Origin of the sequence: Brevibacillus sp. FIR094 (assembly GCF_050477165.1) — a bacterium.
Classification (GTDB): Bacteria; Bacillota; Bacilli; order Brevibacillales; family Brevibacillaceae; genus Brevibacillus.
This window is the reverse complement of record NZ_JBEAES010000027.1, coordinates 17,476-34,315: the sequence shown is the minus strand read 5'-3', so window position 1 is coordinate 34,315 and position 16,840 is coordinate 17,476. Positions and strand designations below refer to the sequence as shown.

Annotated in this window: 20 protein-coding genes; 13 read left to right on the top strand and 7 right to left on the bottom strand. The window is 46.0% G+C overall.

All coding sequences use genetic code 11. The features are described 5' to 3' along the window. The first annotated feature begins 8 nt into the window (after positions 1–8). Both ACQ5DJ_RS21590 and ACQ5DJ_RS21585 read left to right on the top strand, forming a co-directional pair. Complete coding sequence (locus ACQ5DJ_RS21590; RefSeq protein ID WP_429844248.1) at positions 9–899, top strand: NAD-dependent epimerase/dehydratase family protein; 891 nt, start codon at positions 9–11, stop codon at positions 897–899. An 82-nt stretch (positions 900–981) separates the two neighbouring features. Beyond that, entirely contained in the window at positions 982–1,803 is an 822-nt protein-coding gene (locus tag ACQ5DJ_RS21585) for a M15 family metallopeptidase (protein ID WP_429844247.1), read from the top strand. 62 nt (positions 1,804–1,865) lie between these two features. Here ACQ5DJ_RS21585 and lepB read toward each other — a convergent pair whose 3' ends face one another. Next, complete coding sequence (gene lepB / locus ACQ5DJ_RS21580; RefSeq protein WP_429844246.1) at positions 1,866–2,426, bottom strand: signal peptidase I; 561 nt, start codon at positions 2,424–2,426, stop codon at positions 1,866–1,868. Between the two features lie 389 nt (positions 2,427–2,815). Between lepB and ACQ5DJ_RS21575 the strand changes: the two genes are divergently transcribed. The 4 genes from ACQ5DJ_RS21575 to ACQ5DJ_RS21560 all read left to right on the top strand — a co-directional run bounded on the left by ACQ5DJ_RS21575 (position 2,816) and on the right by ACQ5DJ_RS21560 (position 5,365). Continuing rightward, positions 2,816–3,241 (top strand): MarR family winged helix-turn-helix transcriptional regulator, encoded by a 426-nt coding sequence (locus ACQ5DJ_RS21575; RefSeq protein ID WP_137028269.1) that lies wholly within the window; start codon positions 2,816–2,818, stop codon positions 3,239–3,241. A gap of 75 nt (positions 3,242–3,316) precedes the next feature. After that, positions 3,317–3,799: a hypothetical protein gene (locus ACQ5DJ_RS21570; protein ID WP_429844245.1), complete on the top strand. Its 483-nt coding sequence runs from the start codon at positions 3,317–3,319 to the stop codon at positions 3,797–3,799. Positions 3,800–3,921: 122 nt separating this feature from the next. Further along, a complete protein-coding gene (locus tag ACQ5DJ_RS21565; RefSeq protein ID WP_429844244.1) occupies positions 3,922–4,104 on the top strand; it encodes a DUF4025 domain-containing protein in 183 nt (60 codons plus the stop codon). A gap of 145 nt (positions 4,105–4,249) precedes the next feature. Beyond that, the gene (locus ACQ5DJ_RS21560) at positions 4,250–5,365 is read left to right on the top strand and encodes an aminopeptidase (RefSeq protein ID WP_429844243.1); all 1,116 of its coding nucleotides are present in this window, start codon (positions 4,250–4,252) and stop codon (positions 5,363–5,365) included. Between the two features lie 17 nt (positions 5,366–5,382). Here the strand turns inward: ACQ5DJ_RS21560 and ACQ5DJ_RS21555 are convergent, their stop codons facing one another. From ACQ5DJ_RS21555 to ACQ5DJ_RS21545, 3 genes are all read right to left on the bottom strand, one after another. Beyond that, a complete protein-coding gene (locus ACQ5DJ_RS21555; protein ID WP_429844242.1) occupies positions 5,383–5,703 on the bottom strand; it encodes a hypothetical protein in 321 nt (106 codons plus the stop codon). A 120-nt stretch (positions 5,704–5,823) separates the two neighbouring features. Further along, positions 5,824–6,351, bottom strand: a complete 528-nt coding sequence (locus ACQ5DJ_RS21550; RefSeq protein WP_429844241.1) for an isoprenylcysteine carboxyl methyltransferase family protein — start codon at positions 6,349–6,351, stop codon at positions 5,824–5,826. Positions 6,352–6,353: 2 nt separating this feature from the next. Further along, complete coding sequence (locus ACQ5DJ_RS21545) at positions 6,354–7,418, bottom strand: type III polyketide synthase (protein WP_429844240.1); 1,065 nt, start codon at positions 7,416–7,418, stop codon at positions 6,354–6,356. Positions 7,419–7,636: 218 nt separating this feature from the next. Between ACQ5DJ_RS21545 and ACQ5DJ_RS21540 the strand changes: the two genes are divergently transcribed. The 3 genes from ACQ5DJ_RS21540 (at position 7,637) to ACQ5DJ_RS21530 (ending at position 10,112) form a co-directional block, all read left to right on the top strand. Continuing rightward, positions 7,637–8,323, top strand: a complete 687-nt coding sequence (locus ACQ5DJ_RS21540) for a GGDEF domain-containing protein (RefSeq protein ID WP_429844239.1) — start codon at positions 7,637–7,639, stop codon at positions 8,321–8,323. A gap of 159 nt (positions 8,324–8,482) precedes the next feature. Further along, positions 8,483–9,100 (top strand): DUF47 domain-containing protein, encoded by a 618-nt coding sequence (locus ACQ5DJ_RS21535; RefSeq protein ID WP_144614368.1) that lies wholly within the window; start codon positions 8,483–8,485, stop codon positions 9,098–9,100. Continuing rightward, positions 9,093–10,112 carry an inorganic phosphate transporter gene (locus tag ACQ5DJ_RS21530; RefSeq protein WP_429844238.1) on the top strand — a complete coding sequence of 340 codons (1,020 nt, stop codon included), beginning with the start codon at positions 9,093–9,095 and terminating at the stop codon, positions 10,110–10,112. Before ACQ5DJ_RS21535 ends, ACQ5DJ_RS21530 begins: the two co-directional genes overlap by 8 nt. A 69-nt stretch (positions 10,113–10,181) precedes the next feature. Here the strand turns inward: ACQ5DJ_RS21530 and ACQ5DJ_RS21525 are convergent, their stop codons facing one another. The 3 genes from ACQ5DJ_RS21525 to ligD all read right to left on the bottom strand — a co-directional run bounded on the left by ACQ5DJ_RS21525 (position 10,182) and on the right by ligD (position 12,320). Next, the gene (locus ACQ5DJ_RS21525; RefSeq protein ID WP_088908244.1) at positions 10,182–10,421 is read right to left on the bottom strand and encodes a hypothetical protein; all 240 of its coding nucleotides are present in this window, start codon (positions 10,419–10,421) and stop codon (positions 10,182–10,184) included. Between the two features lie 125 nt (positions 10,422–10,546). Next, positions 10,547–11,344, bottom strand: coding sequence for a prolipoprotein diacylglyceryl transferase (gene lgt / locus ACQ5DJ_RS21520; protein WP_429844237.1), 798 nt, complete (start codon positions 11,342–11,344; stop codon positions 10,547–10,549). A 73-nt stretch (positions 11,345–11,417) separates the two neighbouring features. Next, the gene (gene ligD, locus ACQ5DJ_RS21515; RefSeq protein WP_429844236.1) at positions 11,418–12,320 is read right to left on the bottom strand and encodes a non-homologous end-joining DNA ligase; all 903 of its coding nucleotides are present in this window, start codon (positions 12,318–12,320) and stop codon (positions 11,418–11,420) included. 149 nt (positions 12,321–12,469) lie between these two features. Between ligD and ACQ5DJ_RS21510 the strand changes: the two genes are divergently transcribed. Genes ACQ5DJ_RS21510 through ACQ5DJ_RS21495 form a run of 4 tightly spaced genes read left to right on the top strand, consistent with a single transcriptional unit; the run spans position 12,470 to position 16,837 of the window. Beyond that, the gene (locus tag ACQ5DJ_RS21510) at positions 12,470–14,074 is read left to right on the top strand and encodes a spore germination protein (RefSeq protein WP_429844235.1); all 1,605 of its coding nucleotides are present in this window, start codon (positions 12,470–12,472) and stop codon (positions 14,072–14,074) included. After that, positions 14,071–15,237 (top strand): Ger(x)C family spore germination protein, encoded by a 1,167-nt coding sequence (locus tag ACQ5DJ_RS21505; protein WP_429844234.1) that lies wholly within the window; start codon positions 14,071–14,073, stop codon positions 15,235–15,237. The genes ACQ5DJ_RS21510 and ACQ5DJ_RS21505 overlap by 4 nt, the downstream gene beginning before the upstream one ends. A 55-nt stretch (positions 15,238–15,292) precedes the next feature. Continuing rightward, positions 15,293–15,466, top strand: coding sequence for a hypothetical protein (locus ACQ5DJ_RS21500; protein WP_429844233.1), 174 nt, complete (start codon positions 15,293–15,295; stop codon positions 15,464–15,466). Between the two features lie 12 nt (positions 15,467–15,478). Continuing rightward, entirely contained in the window at positions 15,479–16,837 is a 1,359-nt protein-coding gene (locus ACQ5DJ_RS21495) for a GerAB/ArcD/ProY family transporter (RefSeq protein ID WP_429844232.1), read from the top strand. Positions 16,838–16,840 lie beyond the last annotated feature (3 nt).

The following is a 16,840-nucleotide window of genomic DNA, read 5'->3' as shown; positions in this document are numbered from 1 at the left end:
TAGAAAAAATGAAGAAAGTACTTGTACTCGGAGGAACGCGATTTTTTGGAAAGCGATTGGTCCAGCTTCTCGTTGAAGCTGGAGCAGACGTTACGGTGGCAACAAGGGGCCTGACCCAAGTGGAGTTGCCTGCCTCTGTCAAAAGAATGACGATTGATCGCGATGACGTCCATTCACTAGCGATTGCAGGAGAAGAGCAGTGGGACGTGGTTTACGATAACATCTGTTATTCCTCCCAAAATGCAATGGATGCGTGTAAGGTCTTTCGCGGGAAAGTGGGTACGTACGTTTTGACCTCTACCTTGTCCGTCTACGATTTTGCAGAGGAACCACTACAGGAAGAAGCATTTGATCCATACACGTATGAAATCAACCGAAAAACGAGAGACGAGACAACGTATCAAGAGGGGAAGCGTCAAGCGGAAGCGGTCTTTTTTCAGGAAAAGGCGTTCCCTGTCGTAGCCGTTCGTTTTCCAATCGTACTGGCGGAAGACGATTACACACGTCGGCTATGGTTTCATATGGAGCATGTGCAAGAGGAGCGGCCGATTGGTATCACGAATCCCGCTGCCCGGATGTGCTTCATACATGCACAGGAAGCAGCTCAATTTTTGGCATGGGTGGCGAGAACATCTATCACAGGGCCAGTGAATGCGTGCTCGGATGGGACTGTTTCGCTTGCTGACCTGATGGAGATGATTGCGCAAACAGTCGGAAAATCTGCCCGAATCGAGCCAACGACAGATGCTTCTGATGCGTCTCCCTATGGATTTGTAGCATCCTTTTACATGGATAACGGTAAGGCTAAGGCTGTGGGCTTCCCATTTTGGTCGCTGGATGAATGGTTGCCGACGCTTGTCAAAAACCTTAACGAGGAATATACCTCCGAAAAAGCGTGACCTATCTACCTTTTCTTTCGTAGTACTCCATGGTAAGGTAGAGCAGAACATATGTGTCTGTAAGGAACCAGGAGGATCGATCATGAACAAAAATCGCACCAGCAGCCTTGCGATCGTCGCAGCACTATCAGTAGCACTACTCAGTGGATGCGAACCTCCCTCATTAAGTGGAATGTTATCCAGCGAGTCGAATGGACAGTCCACGGGTGAGGGAACGCAGTCAACGACAGTTGAACCAAATAAAGAGGAGACAGCACGTCTCCAACGGGCATCTCTTACAGAGACGATAAAAGATGTGGATGGAGTGCCAACCGTTACGAACGCAACAGATCTCTCGGTTGTCGTAAATAAACAGCGGGCATTGCCAGGAGATTATATTCCACCGGATTTGGTAGAGCCGAATGTGCCGTTTCCTTTTGATGAAAAAGTGGAGAAGCGATTGCTGAGAGCAGAAGCCGCGCAAGCATTAGAAGAACTGTTTGCCAAAGCAAAGACAGAAGGTATTGAACTGTATGCGGTTTCTGGCTACCGCTCGTATAAGACCCAAAAATCGCTGTACGAAACGTATGTAAGGACACAAGGTGCTGAACATGCTGCTGCCTACAGTGCCGTACCTGGAAAGAGCGAGCATCAGACTGGCTTGGCTATGGATGTGTCCGGATATGATGCAAGTACACGCTTGGAAGAGTCATTTAGTGAGACACCTGAAGGAATATGGCTGGCAGCCAACTGTGCAGACTTTGGGTTCGTCATTCGTTATTTAAAGGGCAAGGAAGATACGACTGGATATGCGTATGAGCCTTGGCATTTGCGTTATGTAGGGAAGGAGATGGCGAAAGAAATTATGGCAGGTGGCCTTACTTTGGAGGATTATTTTTCTGAAGCGGCAATTGCCCACAAATAACGCCATCGAAAACGAAAAGAGCCGCCCCGATAAGGAGCGGCTTTTTACTGTCTGGATAAATGTTAACGTGGGAGACGGACTTGGGACAGCGGCCAGTATACGGCTTCTGCACGACCTACTACATGATCCAGTTGAACAGGACCAATGACGCGGCTATCCATACTGTTGTTGCGATTATCCCCCATGACAAACACGCTGCCCTCAGGAATCTTCACAGGATCAAAATCTTCGGTTAACGTCACACCTGCTGTAGAGGTTTTAAGCTTGTTTTCGACTAAATACTCTTCGCTGAGCGGTTGGCCATTGACATACACTTGATCATTTTTGGCTTCAACGGTGTCTCCAGCTACTGCTACCACGCGCTTGATCCAGTTGTCGCCAGTTGCATCTGGATGAACGATGACGATATCGCCAGGCTGCGGTTCTTTGAGGTAGTAAATCGCTTTGTTAACGATGACACGCTCGCGGTCATGCAACGTACTTTCCATGGAACGCCCTTGGACGACGTAGGGAGCCATGACAAATACGTAGATAAACGCAGTCAATCCGCCAATCAAGGCAAACGATTTTAACCAATCGAGCAATTCCGCTTTCCATTTTGGTGTAGGGTTGGTTTGTTCCATTGAAATTCTCCTATGTATGTGGTTTCTGTGGCAAATATGCCTGAGTCAAATGGCCTCGTGTGTGAAAGGCTGTCTTCCCATTATACATGCTTTACGAATAGATACGAAAGATGATTCAAGGAAATAATTGGCTTCGTGGATGAAGCTGGAAAAAGTCGTAACATTATTTTGCAAGCTTACCTATTGTCAGTTTTTCCTGTTTGAGTTAAGATGTTCTTGAAATAAGTTTTACAATAAAAATATTAAGTGGTAAACACTTTGTCTGGCTCATACATATCTTTCGTGAAAAGAAATAATTTCGGGAGTCCTCTTGATCTTCCGGTACTTAGGCTATATAGTTTTATAGTAAAAGTACTTATATTATTAATTTTCCGAAAATGGGTGATGTTGTGAGCAATATGTCCCGTGCCAGTAAACTTGAGGAACTGGATCGAGTATTTGTCGAGATTGCTCGTTTCTTTATTAACAATTGGCTAGAGGAAGAGTCAATCAGTCCGAAGCAGTTTATCTTGCTGCGTGTGCTACATCAAAAAGGACGAAGCACAGTTTCTGAGCTGGCGACTATTTTGAAGTTATCCAATAGTGCCACCACAATCGCACTCAATCGGTTGGTCAAGGCCGGTTTTATTGACCGAGTTCGAGATGAACAGGATCGACGTGTCGTGTGGGTCACTTTGTCACAACAAGCCGTTCCGACTCTGGAAGGACTTTTGTGCCACAGGAGAGCACTAGTAGGAAAGCTGCTGGAGAATCTGTCTGACGACGAGTTAGAGCAGTTTACGTATTTTCTCAGGAAAATGCAGCAGTGCATATAGCATACCTTCAAGTTCGGGTTTGGGGACATTCGTGTAAGACAAAAGTGTGTACCGCGGGAATGGGAGTGTACACATATGAAAAAGAAAAGCACACTGATCATGAGTTCTTGTATCTTAGGAGCGGCTCTCTTCACACAAGCTGCATTTGCAGAAGAGGCAGTAAAAGCTACTGAAACGACTACTGCAACAGAAGCAAAAACAACTGCAACGGAAGAAAAACCAGCAACTACAGAAGAAAAGCCTGCAACTACAGAAGAAAAACCAGCAACTGAAACCACAACAACTGCACCAACAACGAAACCTGAAGTAAAACCTGCGACTCCAGAAACAGTTACCCCAATTCAAGGTTTGAATCAACAAGGTGGTTGGGTTATCATGCCAGGTAAAGATGAGTTTGTATGGGTGAGTGGTCAATATGCTCCAGTGATCTCTAATGTAGCTGGCTGGGCTATCATGCCAGGAGTAGATCAATTTGTTACAACTGGTCGCGTAACAGCTGTGAGTGCTCCAGCAGCTGGTTGGGCGACGATCGCTCCAGAATCCGATAACGAAAAATAAGCATAGATGATGATAAAGACGCTTTGTCCCTCGATTGGGCAAGGCGTCTTTTTTTTCGGCTAAATCTGGAGATTCCCGTACAAACTATAGCGAATAGAAACCAAAAGGAGGGAGGAACGAAAATGGCAGGTTATGATAAGAATCAGGCTCAATCCAGGGCGAGAGAATTGGGCACTGAGGATGCAGGCGGAGCCGTCTACTATCAAGAGGCAGACGAACATACAGCTGGTCTGGCTACGACGCAGGAGCTGGTCAGTGACATGTACAAGATGGGAACCATTGAGGACAAGGAACAGACGATGTAAAAACACAGGAAAAGAACAAGGCCAGCCTGGATGCAAGGAGGCTGGCCACTTTTTATTCCGTTGATAAAAATTTTTTATTGACTTAGTAGATTGTATCGGTAAAAATACAAGAGGAATCAGAAAATTTAAAAAGGGTGTGCCACGAATGAGAGACTCACGATTAGATCAATTAGCGTACAATCTGGTTAACTATTCTGTACGAGTACAGCCAGGGGAAAACATTTTGATCAACGCGAAAGGGGACACACCGGATTTGGTGAAAGCCCTCGTGCGTGAGATTTATAAAGCAGGCGGCAGTCCTTATGTTCAATTGATTGATCCCGCCGTAAGCCGAGAAATCGCAATGAATTGCAATGAAGAACAGTTGAAGACCATGGCTCAACATGAAGTTGAACTCATGGAGAAAATGCAAGGTTACATCGGGATTCGTGCGGCGAACAATATCAATGAGATGGCTGATGTTCCTAGCGATAAGCTCGGCATCTATTCTCGCCTGTATGAGCTGCCAGTGATGAACGTGCGCGTGCCTAAAACGAAGTGGGTTGTCCTTCGTTATCCGAATCCTTCCATGGCACAGCTTGCGAACATGTCTACAGCAGCTTTTGAAGATTTTTACTTCCAAGTATGTAACCTGGATTACGCAAAAATGGACAAAGCAATGGACAGTCTAGTTGACTTGATGAATCGCACAGACAAAGTACGATTGGTAGGACCTGAAACGGATCTCACCTTCTCCATCAAGGACATTCCTGCTGTGAAATGCGCTGGTCTACGCAATATTCCAGATGGTGAAGTGTATACAGCGCCTGTGAAGGATTCCGTAAATGGCGTTATGACTCATAATGCGCCAACACCATACCACGGCTTCACTTTCGAAAATGTTCGACTTACCTTCAAGGACGGCAAAATTGTGGAAGCCACAGCGAACGATACCGAACGCTTGAATCACATTTTGGATACAGACGAGGGAGCGCGCTTCGTTGGGGAATTCGCTATTGGTGTGAATCCTTACATTCGCAACCCGATGAAAGATATCTTGTTTGATGAAAAAATAGACGGAAGCTTCCACTTCACGCCTGGTCAATGCTATGACGAAGCATACAATGGCAACAAATCGTCCGTGCACTGGGACATGGTTTCCATCCAGCGTCCGGATTGGGGCGGCGGGGAAATCTGGTTTGATGACGTCCTGATTCGCAAAGATGGTCGTTTTGTCATTGCAGAGCTTGAATGTCTGAATCCAGAAAACTTGAAAGGGTAAGGCAAAGCCTACCCAAATCATTTGTCGTACTGACGGAGCCTTTCGTGGGCAAGCATAATATCCATTTCTAGCTGAAATAGCATGTGCAGATTGCTTGAAGGAAGAGTAACTCTGCGTGCGGCGTGGTAGAGTAGTGGCTTGTTTTGTTTGATGACCGTCATGATTTCCACAACCGGAGGAACGACTTGCTTGATTCTTAGCAAACTTTGCAAATAGCGAAGAAAGATTTGAATACTAGCCTGGTCATCCTTGTTCGGTATCGTTTCAATCAAAGCGAAAAAGTCTCGGACGATGATACGCTTCGTCTCCTGAGGCTCCACTATCGTTGTACGATTCACTTGATCCACCTCACGGGAAAGAGTAACAGCTTCTTTTCTTTTCCCGCTGAATGACTAGTGATAAACCTTTTGCTCGATAAAAAGTCTTTGGCATGTGCATGTGCCAAAGACTTTTCGTTTTTATGGCTCACGATGACCATCGTAGACGCTTGCTTCTTCCAAGGGAATCCGTATTCGCAGGAGCAGCCAGGCATTCAAGAGAGAAAATGTCAGAGCAGTTGCCACAGCGGAAAATGTCAGGGGGAGTAGGAGCAGCTCAAGCGTTACGACCAAGTAGTTGGGGTGACGAATAAATCGATAAGGACCTCGCTTAATCGGAGCCTCGTCTGGGAGTATGAAGATGCGGGTATTCCATCGCTTGCCCAAGCTGCGAATACACCAGTAACGAAGCCCTTGCGCGATCAAAAACAGGCTGAACGGAATCGCCCACCAAGAGGGAAGAACCATGGCGTTGCCTTTTCCCACCACTTCGAAAATAAGCGAGAGAAAAAAGAGAAGATGAAGAAGGACGATGTATTTGTAATGACTCGCCCCAATCTCGTAGCCACCTTTAGACCGGATATAGCGGGCGTTCCTCACGGCAACGAGAAGCTCGACCAGCCGCTGCAACACGACTGCAACCATGACGAATCCAAAGAAGAGCAACATGACTATCTCGCCTCCAGAAGTAAGAGCTCGGAGCTAAATCCAGGTCCAAGCGCAGCGACCAAACCGCGATCTCCTGGCTCCCACGCCCTCTCCATGCTTTTTTCCAAGACGAACAGAACCGTAGGGGAAGACATGTTCCCAAAATTAGTTAAGACATCTTCAGAAAAACGAGTGGCTTCTGTGCCAATGCCTAGAGATCGCTGATAAGCCGTTAATACCTTGGCTCCACCAGGATGGAAAATGAAATGACGCAGATGATTAATAGACATCCCATGCGGTGATAAAAAGCTCTCGACGTTTTCTCGCATCGAAGAACGAATGAGAGTAGGAATGTCGCGGGAGAAAATGACTTTTAACCCTGGATCGGTCAATTCCCATCCCATGACATCTACGGTGTCCGGCCATGTTGTCGTTCGCGCATCACAAAATTGGACCTTGGGTGCGTCAGAAGAGGACAAGACTTGGTCTCCTTCTATTAATACGGATGCAGCTCCGTCTCCAAATAGGCACGTTGCGACCAAGTTGCTTTTGGACAAATCTTGTCGGATGAAGGTCAAGCCGCACAGTTCTACGCTCACAAGCAATACTCGCCGCGAGGGATAAGCCTGGGTGTATTCACATGCCCGCGACAATCCCATCGCTCCACCGGCACAGCCAAGGCCCCACAACGGGACACGGGTTGCTTGTGGACGGAGTCCTAAACGATGGAGCAAGCGGGAATCAAGGCTTGGGGTCGCAATGCCAGTGCTAGAGACAAACATCAGACAATCGATGGATGATGGCTCGACACCAGCTTTTTTCAAACACTTTCGGGCTGCTTCCTCGGCCAAGGCTTCCGCATGTTCGATATACAATTGATTTTTCTCTGCAAACGGCCGGTCCTCCAAAAACCAATCCATCGGCATACTAAAATGCCGCTTCTGAATGTGACTGTGTGCAAAGACGTGTAACAAACGGTCTATGTCGGGATAAGCATCTTGAAAAAATAGGCGTGCCAGCTTCATGGAATCCTCTTGTGTAATCTCGTGGGAAGGTACTGCTGTAGCCACTGCTTCAATACGGGGCATAGATTCATTCACTCCCGTCTGTTTTTATTAGCCATTAGCTTATCCCTTCCAATTGGTTCCAATTCATCGCCGGTTTCGTTGTTTTGCTTGAACTTACAAAAAAAGATAGGTAAAATATTCCTGATTATATGAAAAAAGACCTACTGAGCATTTTGTTAGATAGGTCTAATGTATGAATTGATAGAGGGTTACATCGGATAGATCGGGGGTAGTGTACTTTGGGCTCACGCTGGATTAGTTTGGGTATGTCCTGTGTGATCATCTCGGTTTGGCTGACCGGATACGGATTGCCGACGGATGAGAGTATGATTGTCTTTCTTATACTTGTGGCTGTCATTCAGACGCTTGCTGCCTATCAAATAGGGAAGTATGTAGATCAATTGCGGCAGATGGCTTATCACGATTCACTTACAGGCGTTCTCGTCAATCGCAGATTTTTGGACAAGCTGGTCGAAGAAGTGGAGTTGGCAAAAAGCAATCATCAATCTGTTACCTTATTGTTTATCGATTTGGATAATTTCAAAATATTCAATGATTCATATGGTCATTTGGAAGGTGACCGACTCCTTTGCCAATTCGCAAGGATTTTGCAGGCAAGTGTACGAAAACAAGATACGGTTGGAAGATGGGGTGGGGAAGAATTCGTCGTTTTGTTAACGCATACCGACACAATTAGAGGACTGGCAATCGGAGAACGAATTCAAAATCAAGTTCGACACGCTCTTTCAGGTGTCACGGTCAGTATCGGAGTAGCCTCGTATCCACACCATGCTTCAACAGCGGAAGAGTTAGCGAAAAAAGCAGATATGCTTATGTATGAAGCGAAAAAACGGAAAGATTGCATGATGGTCGCATCGAATGAAAAGATAAATATTGGCAAAACTAACACTCGTCAGCTCTCTTGACACGGGTGTTTTTTTGAATTGTAAAGAGCATTTACAAAAACTTAATAATTCCTTAAAGAAAAATATACACACTTGACCTTGATTTTAAATTTACGGAAACAATAACTTTCGATATAATCTGTTAGGTGTCATTTATTCAAAGGAGTGAAGAAGTCTAGTATGTTGAAATCAAACAAGTATATCTTCTTTGATCTGTTCGAGCAGCAGATTGCCACTGTGCACAAAGGAACTCATCTTTTCTATGAAATGATAGGAAACTATCAAGATCTAGAAACAAAGGTTAAGGCAATCAAGGCTGTCGAGAAAGAAGGAGACGAAATCGTTCGTCGTATCATGAACGAGTTGAACTCTACTTTTATCACTCCGCTTGAGCGTGAAGACATTCACCAGCTCGCTCATACGATGGACTCAATGATCGACTACATTGACGGTGTCGCTGATCGTATGTATCTGTACCAAGTGACTCAACCAGATCCACGTGTATTGGCACAAGCCAATATTTTGGTGAAATGCTCGGCTAAGCTGATCGAGCTGATTCGCACACTGCGCAAGCTGGATCATAAAGTTGTTACAAAAATCGCTGGGGAAATCAAAGATTTGGAGCATGAATCTGACTCCAACTACCGTAAAATGGTATCTGATTTGTTGAATTCTCCTGATACCAACCCAATGGAAGCGATCAAACTCAAAGAGATTTACGATAAGCTCGAAGACTGTGCTGACTTCGCTGAGGACGTCTCCAACCTGGTAGAAGGGATCGTGTTAAAGAATGCCTGATCTTTCGCCAGAGGTGATTATTCTCGTACTCGTCGTCATCATGGCGCTAGCTTTTGACTTTATCAATGGTTTTCATGATACGGCGAACGCGATTGCGACTTCTGTTTCGACGCGTGCATTAAGTCCGAAAACCGCGATTATTATTGCATCCGTGTGTAACTTGATTGGTGCACTCTCGTATACGGGGGTAGCGAAGACAATCGGGGGAGGCATTACCGATCCATTCAAGCTGGAAAATGGATTGGTCGTTGTTTTGGCCGCGTTGACATCTGCGATTTTGTGGAACCTAATCACCTGGTGGTTCGGAATTCCTAGCTCGTCCTCGCACGCGATTATTGGCGGCGTTGCAGGTGCTGCTTTTGGTGCCGCAGGAAGTGGTGCCATTAACTGGTCAGGCTTCATTAGCATTATCCAAGCGTTGATCGTATCCCCGCTTGTTGCGTTTGCTATTGGTTTTGTCGTGATCAAGCTTGTGTCTTGGCTTGTCCGTAACTCAGCGTACCACAAAACCAATCGAGGTTTCCGTACGATGCAAGTAGTGTCAGCATCTTGGCAGGCCTTCAGCCATGGAGCCAACGATGCGCAAAAAACAATGGGCGTAATCACCCTTGCTCTGATTTCTGGTGGATTCTTGATTCAAGAACCGGGCGAATTCGTCATTCCACTGTGGGTAAAACTATCAGCTGCTATTGCAATGGCTTTAGGTACAGCCTTTGGTGGATGGCGTATCATCAAGACCTTGGGTGGTAAGATTATGAAAATCAAGCCAATTTCCGGTTTCTCAGCAGACCTGTCTTCTGCCTTGATTATCACAATCTTTACAGCTTTGAAACTGCCAGTGAGCACAACGCACGTGATCACATCCGCCATCTTGGGGGTTGGGGCATCGCAAAAGCTGAACGCAGTAAAATGGGGCTTGGCTGGCCGAATCTTGGTCACTTGGGTCATTACCCTTCCGATTACAGGACTATTGGCTGCTGCATGCTACGTCGTGTTTGACGTATTCCTGTAGAGCTACATCTTTATACAACAAACAACAGACACCTTTCCGTGTAGAGTACGCGGGGAGGTGTCTTTTTCGTTAACTTGATCCAGTTAAACGTTCCCATAAACCGGGCTTGGGTTTAATTTGTACGAGGCGTACGGCAGAGAATGGGATATAGTCCAGCGAGCCATCCCGCTCTTCAATTAAAATCCCATTTGGGCTGTAATCATACAATTTGCCTTCTGCGTATGCAGATAATCCTTGACCGATCATATCAGGAGCAAAATGAATACGTACATAGCGATCGAGATACTCTTCCAAAATTCCATCATCCATCTGATTCCCCTCCTTTTTTCATTCTTTCTCCTAGTTATTGCCTGCATTGCGACAATTCAGACAAGGTAAAGAAAAAACCACCCAGTCGAATTGACCTGAGTGGTAATGGATATGGCATGTTGGGGCTATTCGATCGAGTTTTGGGAATGTCCTGTCTGCTTGTTTTTGCGTGCAAACACGAGCATCAAGATGACACCGGCAGCAATTAAGCAGAGACTGACTAATTGAGCGACACGCAGGGTATCTGCTATTAACAAACTGTCTGTACGCATTCCTTCAATGTAAAAGCGACCGAGTGAATACAGGATCATGTAGCTGAACAAGACCTGACCATCGAATTTTTTGAATCGGTACAGCATGAACATCAGAACGGCGAAAACGAAAAGGTTCCAGATCGATTCATACAAAAACGTTGGGTGGTAATATTGTCCGCCGATAAACATTTGTTCACGGATGAAAGCAGGGAACTTTTCCATAAACTCAGCAGAGACGGGACCACCATGCGCTTCCTGGTTGATAAAGTTACCCCAACGTCCGATGGCTTGACCCAAGATAACACTCGGCATGAAAATGTCAGCCAAACGCAGGAACGGTAGATTATGTTTTCGAATATACCAGCTTCCTGCCAGTACACCACCGATTAATCCACCGTGAATAGCCAAGCCGCCTTGCCAAACTGCGAAGATGTCCAGTGGATTGTCTTTGTACTGCTGCCATTCAAACGTAACATAATACAATCTTGCACAAACGATGGCTGCTGGAATGATCAGAACCACCATGTTCAAGACGTGATCAGGATCAATGCCAGAACGTTTGGAATTGTAGCGAGCGAGATAAGTACCCAAGAAAAACGCCAGCCCCATAATAATGCCATACCAGTGTATCTTTAAGGGGCCGATTGCAATTGCGATCGGATCAATCATGAATGTGCCTCCTTGCCTCAAAACATCTTTGCCAAGTATAGCACAAATGGGCTGCTGGATTCCAACTAATGGCTTACTGGGACTGCAAAAAGCCAAGGATGGCATCAAGGGAGGCTCGTTTCGCCGGAGCAGATACGGATGAGAATAAATCGCCGAAGGTTTCTAGCCGTTTGGGTACCGTATAAACGGTGAAGTCTGTGGGATGAGAATGGGGAACTTCCTCCCACTGAAGTGGTGTTGATACGGTTGCCTGTTCTTTTGCACGAGTTGAATAAGGGGCAGGCAAAGTTTTTCCTCGCCAATGTTGCAAATAGTCAATGTACAGCTTATCTCCCCGATTCTTCACCAAGCGCTCGATGGTTAATAGTGAGGGATGCTTGCTGACTAGATAGGATGCGATGAAATGTCCGACCTGGCGCGTCTGTTCAAACGTATAGCGGAGTTCAATCGGAACGTATACTTGCAAGCCGCTAGAACCAGATGTTTTGACCCATGAAGGCAGCTGTAATTCATCGAGCAGCTGTTTCAACAAGAGGGCAGACTCTATCACAACGGCAAAATCATCTGTGGAAGGGTCGAGGTCAAAAACGAGCTCTGTCGGAGTCTCATCCGTAGCGAGGTGAAAGGAGACGTGCCACTCCAATGCTGCTTGATTTGCCATCCACACGAGTGTCGCCCGGTCATTGCACAGTACGTAACGAACATTGTCCCATGTATGCGTTTGTATCCATTCAGGCGCATAGTCAGGGGCGTTTTTTTGATAGAAGTGCTTGTCGCCAACTCCGTGAGGGTAGCGAATGACGGTTAAGAGCCGATCCTTGCTATACCGTAGGAGTGGGGCTGAGACAATCAGCAAATAACGCAAGTAATCTAGCTTGGTTACCTTGGCCTGTGGCCATAGAGGCTTGTCAGGATTTGTAATGGACAAAGTGTGATTATCAATCGTCAGCTCGTACTCTTTTGTTGCAGGACACAATGATGGTTTCACCTTCTTTTTAAAAGGGATAGGTGTTCCTACTATCTCCCATCCGAGTATCTCTATGTAAAAGGAATACCTCTTTGCATATATTTCCTGTCAATTAACCATAATACGGGTAGCTTTCCAGTGGTTGGGTTGGTGATGACATGAAATTCAAGAAGAAAGATAAAATGAAAGAACTGATTGAGACAATGAATTCCTGTAGCTTAATCGAGCTGGAGGGTATACCGATTTCGCCTCAATTGGAAGAGAACATTGAACTGTTGAAAAAAATGTTCTCTGATTGCTCCGATTTTGTCATACGAGAATTCCGTCTAAAAAACAGTGTCCGTGCGATTGCTGTCTTCGTAGATGGACTGATTGATACCAAAGAGGTCAATTCTGCACTGAGATCGTTAATGGTACTTGAAGACGGCGATGAAGATATAAAAGTGATAGAAGAGTCACTTTTGCCCGTTTCCCAGATGGGAAGAATAGACGATTATAAAAAGCTGCTACAAGCTGTGCTTTCAGGTGATACAGGCATTCTTGTTGAGGGAAATACAGAAGCGCTCACGCTCGGCATTCGTGGAGCAGAAAAACGTTCCGTTAACGAACCAGAAGGAGAAGCGGTCGTAAGGGGGCCGCGTGAGGGCTTTATCGAAAATATTCGCACGAACACGTCGATGCTGCGTCGCAAATTGCGAACACCTCGATTGAAAATGAAGTCCTTGGTAGTTGGACGTGAGACGAACACCAATCTGGTGGTTGCCTTTCTTGATGGGATTGCTGATCCAGAGATCGTACAGGAGGTCACTGGTCGAATCAGCAAGATCAATATGGATGCTGTGCTGGAAAGCGGATATATCGAAGAGATGATCCAGGATAACACGTACTCGCCTTTCCCTCAGGTTATGTATTCCGAGCGCCCGGACACGGTTGCTGCGGCATTGCTGGAGGGACGCGTCGCGATTTTTGTGGATGGGACACCGATGGTTTTGATCGTGCCTGTTACGTTTTGGATGATGATGCAGGCCAGCGAGGATTATTACGAGCGATTTCAAATGGCTACCCTTGTTCGACTGCTGCGCTATGTATTTCTCGTTATTTCGCTCATTACCCCTGCTTTATATGTGGCCATTACGACTTATCACCAACAGATGCTACCGACCACGCTCCTTTTAAGTATTGCGGCTGCGCGCGAGTCTATTCCTTTTCCTGCTATTGTGGAGGCTTTTATCATGGAAATTTCTTTTGAAGCCTTGCGAGAAGCGGGGATTCGTCTCCCGAAAACGGTCGGGCAGGCCGTCAGTATTTTAGGTGCGCTGGTCGTTGGTCAGGCAGCGGTGCAGGCTGGGATTGTTTCTGCCCCCATGGTTATCGTCGTATCGCTCACAGGGATTGCCTCATTTACCATCCCGCATTTTAATGCATCGATTTCATTGCGAATACTGCGTTTTCCGATTATGATTGCGGCTTCGATCCTCGGCATCTATGGAATGCTAGTAGCGTTATTGCTCATCCTCGGTCATATGGCCAACCTGCGCTCTTTTGGTGTCCCTTATTTATCACCGCTAGGACCGATGTCGATCGGCGATCTCAAAGACGTACTGATGAGGGCTCCATGGTCGATGATGGAAAAACGCCCAAGTTTTTTGGGCGTTCAAAATGCAAGGCGTATGAACGATGGTTTGGCTAATTCTATTCAACAAAGAGGAGGGCAATCAGGGGTGACAGGCAACCGTCATCCAAACGAGGAGGGACAATCGTGAAGGCTGTGACCCGCATATTGGTGGTGTCGCTCTGCATGTTCCTAGTATCTGGATGTTGGGATCGCCGTGAAGTAAATGATATGGCCATCGTCATTGCAATGGCGATGGATAAGGAACCAGACGGCAGGTATCGCCTATCCATTCAGGTCCCCTTGGTCAGTAGCCTAGGCGCACAGTCCGGAGGTGGTGGTGGGACGAGTGGTGATAAGAGTTATTACGTTGATTCCGCCGTAGGCAGGACAATTCGGGAAGCGAATGGATTGATCCAAGCAAGAATGTCTCGAGAAATTTACTACTCCCATCACCGAATGATCGTCATAGGCGAAGAACTGGCGAAGGATGGGATGTCAGAAGTACTGGATATCGTGGCGCGCTTTCCGGAAAATAGACTGACAGCTTACATTGTCATGACAAAAGGCAAAGGAATCGAATTACTAACCGCACAGCCGCAATTTGAACGTTTTTCGGGAGAAGCGATGCGTGAGTTGGTCAAGATGGGCGGCATTACGGTAACATTGAAGGATGTGGCCCAAATGCTCGGTACACCAGGGGTTGATGCCATTTTACCCGTTCTGGCAGCAGTGGATTCTCATCCGAAAGGAAAGTCAAAAGAAATAGAGGCGACGGGGGTAGGCATATTTCGACAGGACAAGCTCGTAGCGATCGCGAAGCCCAAAGACCTGCTCGGATTGCGATTGTTCCAACGCGATTTTACACCGTTTTCTGTTGTAGTGTCCCTCAACAAGCACGATCGGCTTACGATAACTCTTTCGAAAGGAAGAGCGAATATCAAGCCTGTGATCAGGAAAGGCCACATCCATTTCAAAATTGACCTCTACGCTTCTGCTGTTGTGGTGGAGAATCTGTCAAACCTCGATCTCGAGGAAGAGAAAAATATTAGCATGCTGCAAGCAAAGCTCGCCGAGCAAATCAATAGCGGTGTGAAACAGATGATGCAAACGATCCAACAAAAACAATCAGACTTCATTGGGTTAGGAATCGCATTGTCAAGGAATTATCCGCGAGAGTGGCGAGACCGATATCGGAACAGGTGGAATGCGGAGCTTCCGAAAATCACATATGAAATCCGATCCAAAGTGCACATGGCCAATTTCGGGCAGACAACGAAAAATATTACCCAGGGTGAAGATGATCATGAATAGAATATTTTTGATCTTTTTTATCTCTATGTTGTTACTTTCGTTTGGAGAATTCATCATGAAGCGAAAAGGAATGGACGGGAGACAGCAGCGAGTCATTGCTATTTTCTACGTTTTAACCATTCTTTGTCTGATTGCTTTGCAATTCCAGTATTATCAAGTGTTACCCACGAGTAATTTGATGAACTTTCTATCTCCTCATGTGAAGTGGTGGGTGGATCAGTTCGTATAAGGAGGCCCAAGTATGATTCACAAGCAAGTTGTCAATCATCGACAAATTGCCTGGCTGGTCGGCAGTGTCTTGATGACAGGAATGATGATCAGTTTCTTGCGGTCTGTCGTTCAGGTAGCAAGGATGGATGCTTGGTTCTCTCAAATTTTACCCATCTTTTATGCGCTTTTTATCGCTTACGTTTTGAGTGGGCTGGTTGAAGCATACCCCGGGAAAAATATCTTTGAAATCTTGTTTATCATTGGCGGGAAGTGGATTGGTGGAGCTATCAATCTACTCATTTTGTTTTACATTTGGATCATCCTGGCGATCGATATTAAAGGGGCAGCTGATTTTTTACATATCTCCTTATTGCCAACCACGCCATTGGAGGTCATCTTACTCGTCTTCGTTCTGTTAATGATGTACTATGGCAAAACGAGTCTTGAGGTGGCGGCACGGGTAAATGAGTTTTATTTTCCCCTTTATTTCATCATGTGCATTTCGCTATATTTCCTGCTGGTTAATGAATACAACGTAGAGCGATTAGAACCTATCTTGACCAGTAACTTGGATCGGATCGTGGTCAGCAACTTTTTACCAGTGGGTGTATATGGTGATATTTTTCTCATTGGGGCATTCTTACATGCCATTGTAGAGCCGCGACTATTTTATGCTGCGATGAAGCACGGGGTCATCATTGTTGGCTTTGGAACGACGATTATGTTGCTCGTCTTGCTCGGGGTGATGGGTTTCATGATCGCCAGTCGACTGAATTTCCCTATCTATATTCTCGTCCAGCAAATCCACGTGACAGATTTCCTAGACAGGGTCGAAATGATCCTCTTTAGCGTGTGGTTCCCCGCTTTCACAATTAAGGTCATTGTCGCTTACTTGGCATTTTTAGTGGGGGTTGGATCATTTGGGGGACAACGGCATTACAATACATTTAATGCTCCATGTGGATGGTTTGTCGTTGTATCGTCCATATTCGGGTTTCCAAATGTAGCGCATATCGATCAATTTATTAGTTATAGCTTGCCGTTGATCGTGCTCGTCTTTCAATTGCCGTTGGCGATCTTTTTGCTCATTCACGTAAGGGGAAAGAACAAAGGAAGAGAGCAAAGCCTCATTCCCGAAGGAACGAAGCTTTATCGATTTTACCGGTCGATGGTGTGGATCACGACAGTCTGTTTGAGTGGTTGTGTGATCGTGATTTTAATTGGAGACTTTTTTAAGGACAAATCAGCAGTCGGAGGGGTCACGACAGCCATTGTGTACATTGCCCTCTTACTGATAGCTCTGTTGACGAGCTACGGGGAAATGCAGGCTCTTAATCATGGCAAGCAAAAGCTGGGGAGGGCAAAACAGGCTGGATCGTTTCGACAATGAGAT

Coding starts and splice junctions, on each gene's coding strand:
- ACQ5DJ_RS21570 (WP_429844245.1), top strand. CDS start 3,317: ATGAAAAAGAAAAGCACACTGATCATGAGTTCTTGTATCTTAGGAGCG.
- ACQ5DJ_RS21565 (WP_429844244.1), top strand. CDS start 3,922: ATGGCAGGTTATGATAAGAATCAGGCTCAATCCAGGGCGAGAGAATTG.
- ACQ5DJ_RS21550 (WP_429844241.1), bottom strand. CDS start 6,351: ATGTTGCTCTTCTTTGGATTCGTCATGGTTGCAGTCGTGTTGCAGCGG.
- ACQ5DJ_RS21560 (WP_429844243.1), top strand. CDS start 4,250: ATGAGAGACTCACGATTAGATCAATTAGCGTACAATCTGGTTAACTAT.
- ACQ5DJ_RS21585 (WP_429844247.1), top strand. CDS start 982: ATGAACAAAAATCGCACCAGCAGCCTTGCGATCGTCGCAGCACTATCA.
- lgt (WP_429844237.1), bottom strand. CDS start 11,344: ATGATTGATCCGATCGCAATTGCAATCGGCCCCTTAAAGATACACTGG.
- ACQ5DJ_RS21500 (WP_429844233.1), top strand. CDS start 15,293: ATGAAGCGAAAAGGAATGGACGGGAGACAGCAGCGAGTCATTGCTATT.
- ACQ5DJ_RS21590 (WP_429844248.1), top strand. CDS start 9: ATGAAGAAAGTACTTGTACTCGGAGGAACGCGATTTTTTGGAAAGCGA.
- ACQ5DJ_RS21495 (WP_429844232.1), top strand. CDS start 15,479: ATGATTCACAAGCAAGTTGTCAATCATCGACAAATTGCCTGGCTGGTC.
- ACQ5DJ_RS21510 (WP_429844235.1), top strand. CDS start 12,470: ATGAAATTCAAGAAGAAAGATAAAATGAAAGAACTGATTGAGACAATG.
- ACQ5DJ_RS21525 (WP_088908244.1), bottom strand. CDS start 10,421: ATGGATGATGGAATTTTGGAAGAGTATCTCGATCGCTATGTACGTATT.
- ACQ5DJ_RS21530 (WP_429844238.1), top strand. CDS start 9,093: ATGCCTGATCTTTCGCCAGAGGTGATTATTCTCGTACTCGTCGTCATC.
- ACQ5DJ_RS21535 (WP_144614368.1), top strand. CDS start 8,483: ATGTTGAAATCAAACAAGTATATCTTCTTTGATCTGTTCGAGCAGCAG.
- ACQ5DJ_RS21545 (WP_429844240.1), bottom strand. CDS start 7,418: ATGCCCCGTATTGAAGCAGTGGCTACAGCAGTACCTTCCCACGAGATT.
- lepB (WP_429844246.1), bottom strand. CDS start 2,426: ATGGAACAAACCAACCCTACACCAAAATGGAAAGCGGAATTGCTCGAT.